Here is a 5,861-nt window from a genome sequence, read left to right as displayed (position 1 = left end):
TGGTGCGCGCGCCTTCCGCATTCTCGATCACCTTGGGCTTGCCGCCCTCCATCACCGCAACGCAGCTGTTGGTGGTGCCGAGATCGATTCCGATAACTTTAGCCATGTGTGCTTTCTAGCCCCTCACAAACGAAATACCCGTGGTTCCACCCCGTTACGGCGGCGCAACCGTTGATGCTTGGCCGGATATAGGTGGGGTTCGGCTTGCCGCAAGAAGCCACGGAACCTAGAGCGGTCTCGGGTTTTCGCGAAGCGGGAGGGTGACGAGATGCGCATGGTTCCGACTTTGGCGGCTGCGCTCACGAGTGCGGCCACGGGTGCGGCGATGATGCTGGCATCGTGCGCGCAGCCGAAGGTCCTCTACGGCGATCGCGCCTGGGTCCGGCTCGGCGCGGTGAAGGGTCGGCCGGCGGCCGCCTATCTGAACATCCATGGCGGGCCGACTCCGACGACGTTGGTGTCGATCACCACCGACGTCGCGGTGAAGGCGGAGCTGCACCGGTCGATGCAGCAGGGCACGATGTCGACGATGAAGCCGCTCGCGAAGGTGGAGATCCCCGCCAATCAGGTGGTGAAGTTCGAGCCCGGCGGGCTACACGTGATGTTCTTCGACATGAACCCCGGGATCAAGCCGGGCAGCACGATCACGCTGACGCTGACCTTCTCGGACGGCACCCGCATCCTGCAGGACGCCGGCGTGATCGGCGCGGGCGATCCGGCGCCCGAGTGACCGCGGAGAAGCGTCCGCTCACCCCGGGCGAGACCGCGCTGGCGCAGTCGGTGTTCGGCAGCGCGATCGACTATGCGCAGGTCAGGCTGGCGCGGCACAAATGGGCGTTCTTCCAGCCGCGTGACACCGTTATGGCGCCGCGCGGGTGCATCCACTTCCACCCCAAGGGCAGCAGCTGGCGCGACGATTTCGCGGCGTGTGCGCTAACCGACCAAGGACTGTTCATCCATGAGATGACCCATGTCTGGCAGCATCAGAAGGGCATCTACCTGCCGCTGGCCCGGCACCCGTGGTGCCGATACGATTACGCGCTGAAGCCGGGCCAGCCGCTGCACCGCTACGGCATCGAGCAGCAAGGCGAGATCGTGCGCCACGCCTTCCTCTTGCGACGGGGAGCGACGGTGCCGGGCGCGCCGGCGCTGGCGCAGTACGAGACGTTGCTGCCGTTCTGACCGGGCGCCAACGACGCCTCCTCAAGCCAGGGGAGAACTAGGCAAGCGCCACGCACCCTTCCTTAACCCCTCGCCTGCTACACTCGCCCCATGCTCAAGTTCGTCCTCGCCGCAGTGCTCATGCTCGTGATGGTCGACTGCGCGGTCGACCGCGGTGCCTACACGCTCGTCGCGGTCCGCGCGACCGAGCGGGGGGTGCACAGCTTCGCGCATATGGGCGACGGGTCGCTGTTCAGCTGGTAATCGCTCGGCGCGTCACAGCGCGTCGAAGTCGATCGGCGCGTGACGGTCGAGCGTCCACGGCGCGGGCGGCAACGGGTATTTCAGCCCGGTCGCGCAATTGAACAGCACCACGCGTTCGTCCTCGTCGACCAGGCCGGTCTTCACCGCCTGCTTGTACGCCGCGAGCGTCGCGCCGCCTTCGGGGCACATCAGCAGCCCGTCCTTGCGCGCGCAGTCGTCGACCGCCTGGAGGATCGCGGGATCGCCTACAGCCAGCGCCTGCCCGCCGCTCTCCCGCACCGCGCGCAGGATCAGGAAGTCGCCGACCGCCCTTGGCACACGAATCCCCGCAGCGACGGTGCTGGCGTCTTCCCAACGCTCGGCATGCTCCTCGCCCGCCTCGAACGCGCGGACGATAGGCGCGCAGCCGCTCGCCTGTACCGCATACATTCGCGGCCGGGCTGACCCGATCCAGCCAAGCCTTTCGAGTTCGTCGAACGCCTTCCACATGCCGATCAGGCCGGTGCCGCCGCCGGTCGGGTAGAAGATCGCATCCGGCAGCGTCCAGCCGCCCTGCGCGGCGAGCTCCAGACCCATCGTCTTCTTGCCCTCGATCCGGTAGGGCTCCTTCAACGTCGAGAAGTCGAACCAGCGCCCCTCCGCGGCACCCTTGCCGACGATCGCGCCGCAATCGTCGATCAGCCCGTTCACCCGCCACACCCGCGCGCCCTGCGCGGCGATCTCGCGGACGTTCACCTCGGGCGTGTCGTCGGGGCAGAACACGATCGTCTCGATCCCGACGCGTGTCGCATAGGCGGCGAGCGCGGCGCCGGCATTGCCGTTGGTCGGCATCGCGATTTTGGTGACGCCGAGTTCCTTGGCCGTCGCCACCGCCATCACCAGCCCACGCGCCTTAAACGACCCGGTCGGCAACCGCCCCTCGTCTTTTACCACGACGTTGGCGCCGCCCGACCGCGGGATCGGGATCAACGGCGTCTCGATCTCGCCCAGGCTGACGATGTTGGCGGTATGCCGCACCGGCAGCAGCTCACGCCACCGCCAGAGATCGGTCTCCCGTGCCGCCAAGGCATCGCGCGACAGGCTGGCACCCATCGCGTCCAGATCGTAGCGCACCAGCAACGGCCGACCCGCTCGCGACAGACCATGGAGCTGGTCGGCCTCGTAGCGCTCCCCGGTCAGCGAGCATTCGAGATGGGTGACGAAGGTGGGGCGATCGGTGGTAATGTTCGTCATTGGTGCCTCTCGACCGAGCGTCTCCATCGCTTCCGCTTATCCGGCGCGAGCGACGCCAACCAGCGCGGGCCGTAGCAGGCGATCCTTGATCATGTAGCCGGACTGCATTTCCTGGACGATCGTGCCGGGGGCGGCATCGCTCGGTACTTCGAGCATCGCCTGGTGCTTGTTCGGGTCGAGTGCGACGCCCATGGATTCGATGCGGGTGATTCCGTGGCGTGCGAAGACCGATTCCAGCTCGCGGCCGGTCGCCTCCAGGCCGGTGACGAGACCCTTCATCTTGTCATCCGCCCGCAGGTCGTCCGGAATCGCGGCGAGCCCGCGCGCGAGGTTGTCGGACACCGACAGCACGTCGCGCGCAAAGTTCGTGGCGGCATAGGCACGCGCGTCCTGCGCCTCCTTTTCGGCGCGGCGGCGGACGTTCTGGACCTCGGCCTGGGCGTAGAGCACCTGCTGCTTCGCCTCGGCGAGCTGCGTCTCCAGTTCGGCCACGCGGCTCTGGGTCTCGTCATGCTCCGCGACTTCGGGTGCGGCGTCGGCGGTATCCTGGCGCAGGTCGGCGCCGGTGTCGGTAGCTTGATCGGTCATCGATATTCCTGTGTCAGCCCATCAATCGGGCGAGCGTTGCAGCGGTAAAATCAACCATGGGCACGACGCGGGCATAGTTCAACCGGGTCGGTCCGATCACCGCGACCACCCCGACGACACGCCCTCCGGGCCCGCGAAACGGCCGGGCGATCACCGAGGATCCCGACAGCGCGAACAATTTGTTCTCCGCGCCGATGAAGATCCGGGTCGCGTCGCCCGCGCTGGCGCTGTCGAGCAGGCTCGCGACCTCCTGCTTGCCCTCGAGATCGTCGAGCAGGTCGCGGACGCGGTCGAGATCGGCGGCGACGGCGGTATCGATCAGCCGCCCCTGCCCGCGCACGATCAGCACCGGGCGGCGGGTGCCGTCCTCGCTCCACACTGCGATGCCGCGCTCGACCAGCGTCCGTGCCGCGGCGTCGAGCGCCGCGCGACCTTCGCCGAGTTCGCGGTCGATCCGCGCCCGCGCCTCGGCGAGCGTCAGCCCGGCGAGGGTCGCGGACATGTAGTTGCCAGCCTCGACCAGCGCGGACGCGTTCATGCCCGCGGGCAGCTGGACGACGCGGTTCTCGACCGATCCGTCCTCCGCGACCAGCACCGCCATGCCCTGGGTCGGCGACAGCGCGACGAAGCCGATCGAGCGCAGCGTTAGTTCGCGCTTGGGCACCATTACCAGCCCGGCGCAGGCCGACAAGCCTGACAGCGCCGCGGTGGTCGCGGCGAGCGCTTCCTCGACCGGGCCACCCGCGCCGGCACGCGATTCGATCGCGACGCGTTCCTCGATCGAGGGTTCGAGCACCTGCATCATGCCGTCGACGAACAGCCGCAGCCCCCGTTCCGTGGGGATGCGCCCGGCGCTGGTGTGCGGGCTGGCGAGCAGGCCCAACTCCTCCAGCTCCTGCATCACCCCGCGGATCGACGCCGGCGAAAGGTTCAGCCCCGATGCCGCCGCGATCGTCTTCGACCCCATCGGCATGCCGTTGGCGACATAGCCGTCCACCACCGTGCGGAAGATGTCGCGGGCGCGGTCGGTCAATTCGGTGACGGGTGGAGCCATGCAGCGCTATCTAAGCCACCACTGGCGCGGCGCAACTGCGGCAGCTAGGGCGTTGCCGCTCTGGACCCATAGGAGAGTATCATGCGCCCCAGCGGCCGCGCCCCCGATCAGATGCGTGCGATCACCATCGAACCCAATTTCACCCGCCATGCGGAAGGATCGGTGCTGGTCGGCTTCGGCGACACCAAGGTGCTGGTGACCGCCAGCATCGAAGAGCGCGTGCCACCGTTCCTGCGCGGCAAGGGCGAAGGCTGGGTGACCGCCGAATATGGCATGCTGCCCCGCGCCACGCACACCCGCGGCAACCGCGAGGCCGCCAAGGGCAAGCAGTCGGGCCGCACCCAGGAGATCCAGCGGCTGATCGGCCGGTCGCTCCGCTCGGTGGTCGACATGAAGCTGCTCGGCGAGCGCCAGATCGTGCTCGATTGCGACGTCATCCAGGCCGATGGCGGCACCCGCACCGCGTCGATCTCGGGCGCGTGGGTGGCGCTTCGGCTCGCGGTGAACAAGCTGATGACCGACGGCAAGCTGGCGGTCGACCCGATCCAGCAGAAGGTCGCGGCGGTCAGTTGCGGCATCTACCAGGGCAATCCGGTGCTCGACCTCGATTACATCGAAGATTCGGGCGCGGATGCGGACGGCAATTTCGTGCTGCTGGAAAACGGCAACATCGCCGAGGCGCAGGCGACCGCCGAACACGCGACGTACGACGAAGAGGCGCTCCTCCGCCTGCTTCGCCTGGCGCGGATCGGGTGCACCGAGATCTTCGCGGCGCAGGATCGCGCGGTTAAATGAGCGGCGAGGGAGAAGGCCGGCAGGCGATCCGCAAGCTCGGCCCGGGCAAGCTGGTGATCGCGAGCCACAATCCCGGCAAGGTGCGCGAGATCACCGCGCTGCTCGGTGCTTATGGCATCGAACCTGTGTCGGCAGCGGAACTGGACCTGCCCGAGCCCGAGGAAACCGGCACCACCTTCGTTGCGAATGCCGAGTTGAAGGCGTTGCAGGCGGCGGACCTGTCGGGCTTGCCCGCATTGGCGGACGACAGCGGGCTGTGCGTCGATGCTTTGGGCGGTGATCCTGGCATCTTTTCGGCGCGCTGGGCGGGAGAAGCGAAGGACTTCGACCTGGCGATGCGGCTGGTCGAGGATCGTCTCGCCGAGAAGCCCGATCTTCCCCGCGATGCGCATTTCGTCTGCGCGCTGGCGCTGGCGTGGCCGGATGGGCATGTCGAGTGGTTCGAGGGGCGGGTCGACGGCACGCTGGTGTGGCCACCGCGCGGCGACAAGGGCTTCGGCTATGACGCGATGTTCCTGCCGGTCGGCGGCGAGAAGACCTTCGGTGAGATGGACCCGGACGCCAAGCACGCGATCAGCCACCGCGCGGACGCGTTTCGTCAGCTGGTGAACGCGGTGCTGTGACCCAGGCGGGGTGACGGAGGGGGAGGGGAACGGCCAAGTCACGGTACGCGGCGGCCCCGCCCCCCCACCCCCCGCCCCCCCCCCGGCCCCCCCCCCCCCCCCCTTGGCAAGGGGGGAGCTTCCCCCCCCTTTGGCTTTCGCCT

Annotated in this window: 9 protein-coding genes; 5 read left to right on the top strand and 4 right to left on the bottom strand. The window is 68.2% G+C overall.

Features of this window, described 5'->3' with window-relative positions:
- A partial coding sequence (locus ACFE77_RS02230) for an Hsp70 family protein (RefSeq protein WP_375419993.1) occupies positions 1-106 on the bottom strand: 106 nt, incomplete at its 3' end.
- A 168-nt stretch (positions 107-274) separates the two neighbouring features.
- Between ACFE77_RS02230 and ACFE77_RS02225 the strand changes: the two genes are divergently transcribed.
- The 3 genes from ACFE77_RS02225 (at position 275) to ACFE77_RS02215 (ending at position 1,425) form a co-directional block, all read left to right on the top strand.
- A complete protein-coding gene (locus ACFE77_RS02225) occupies positions 275-730 on the top strand; it encodes a copper chaperone PCu(A)C (protein WP_375419984.1) in 456 nt (151 codons plus the stop codon).
- Positions 727-1,182, top strand: a complete 456-nt coding sequence (locus ACFE77_RS02220) for a vgr related protein (RefSeq protein ID WP_375419983.1) — start codon at positions 727-729, stop codon at positions 1,180-1,182. The genes ACFE77_RS02225 and ACFE77_RS02220 overlap by 4 nt, the downstream gene beginning before the upstream one ends.
- Positions 1,183-1,272: 90 nt before the next feature.
- The gene (locus ACFE77_RS02215; protein WP_375419982.1) at positions 1,273-1,425 is read left to right on the top strand and encodes a hypothetical protein; all 153 of its coding nucleotides are present in this window, start codon (positions 1,273-1,275) and stop codon (positions 1,423-1,425) included.
- A gap of 12 nt (positions 1,426-1,437) precedes the next feature.
- Here ACFE77_RS02215 and ACFE77_RS02210 read toward each other — a convergent pair whose 3' ends face one another.
- The 3 genes from ACFE77_RS02210 to hrcA are packed head-to-tail and all read right to left on the bottom strand — an operon-like array spanning position 1,438 to position 4,300.
- A complete protein-coding gene (locus ACFE77_RS02210) occupies positions 1,438-2,658 on the bottom strand; it encodes a threonine synthase (protein ID WP_375419981.1) in 1,221 nt (406 codons plus the stop codon).
- Between the two features lie 36 nt (positions 2,659-2,694).
- Positions 2,695-3,246: a nucleotide exchange factor GrpE gene (grpE, locus tag ACFE77_RS02205; RefSeq protein WP_375419980.1), complete on the bottom strand. Its 552-nt coding sequence runs from the start codon at positions 3,244-3,246 to the stop codon at positions 2,695-2,697.
- 13 nt (positions 3,247-3,259) lie between these two features.
- Positions 3,260-4,300 carry a heat-inducible transcriptional repressor HrcA gene (gene hrcA, locus ACFE77_RS02200; protein WP_375419979.1) on the bottom strand — a complete coding sequence of 347 codons (1,041 nt, stop codon included), beginning with the start codon at positions 4,298-4,300 and terminating at the stop codon, positions 3,260-3,262.
- A gap of 81 nt (positions 4,301-4,381) precedes the next feature.
- On the opposite strand from hrcA, the gene rph reads away from it, so the two are divergent.
- Positions 4,382-5,095 (top strand): ribonuclease PH, encoded by a 714-nt coding sequence (gene rph, locus ACFE77_RS02195; RefSeq protein ID WP_375419978.1) that lies wholly within the window; start codon positions 4,382-4,384, stop codon positions 5,093-5,095.
- On the top strand, positions 5,092-5,718 hold the full coding sequence (gene rdgB / locus ACFE77_RS02190) for an RdgB/HAM1 family non-canonical purine NTP pyrophosphatase (protein WP_375419977.1): 627 nt from the start codon (positions 5,092-5,094) through the stop codon (positions 5,716-5,718). Before rph ends, rdgB begins: the two co-directional genes overlap by 4 nt.
- Positions 5,719-5,861 lie beyond the last annotated feature (143 nt).

This window comes from uncultured Sphingomonas sp. (genome assembly GCF_964243315.1).
GTDB lineage: Bacteria > Pseudomonadota > Alphaproteobacteria > Sphingomonadales > Sphingomonadaceae > Sphingomonas.
This window is presented reverse-complemented; position numbering and strand designations above follow the sequence as displayed.

Coding starts and splice junctions, on each gene's coding strand:
- ACFE77_RS02225 (WP_375419984.1), top strand. CDS start 275: ATGGTTCCGACTTTGGCGGCTGCGCTCACGAGTGCGGCCACGGGTGCG.
- ACFE77_RS02215 (WP_375419982.1), top strand. CDS start 1,273: ATGCTCAAGTTCGTCCTCGCCGCAGTGCTCATGCTCGTGATGGTCGAC.
- ACFE77_RS02210 (WP_375419981.1), bottom strand. CDS start 2,658: ATGACGAACATTACCACCGATCGCCCCACCTTCGTCACCCATCTCGAA.
- grpE (WP_375419980.1), bottom strand. CDS start 3,246: ATGACCGATCAAGCTACCGACACCGGCGCCGACCTGCGCCAGGATACC.
- hrcA (WP_375419979.1), bottom strand. CDS start 4,300: ATGGCTCCACCCGTCACCGAATTGACCGACCGCGCCCGCGACATCTTC.
- rph (WP_375419978.1), top strand. CDS start 4,382: ATGCGCCCCAGCGGCCGCGCCCCCGATCAGATGCGTGCGATCACCATC.
- rdgB (WP_375419977.1), top strand. CDS start 5,092: ATGAGCGGCGAGGGAGAAGGCCGGCAGGCGATCCGCAAGCTCGGCCCG.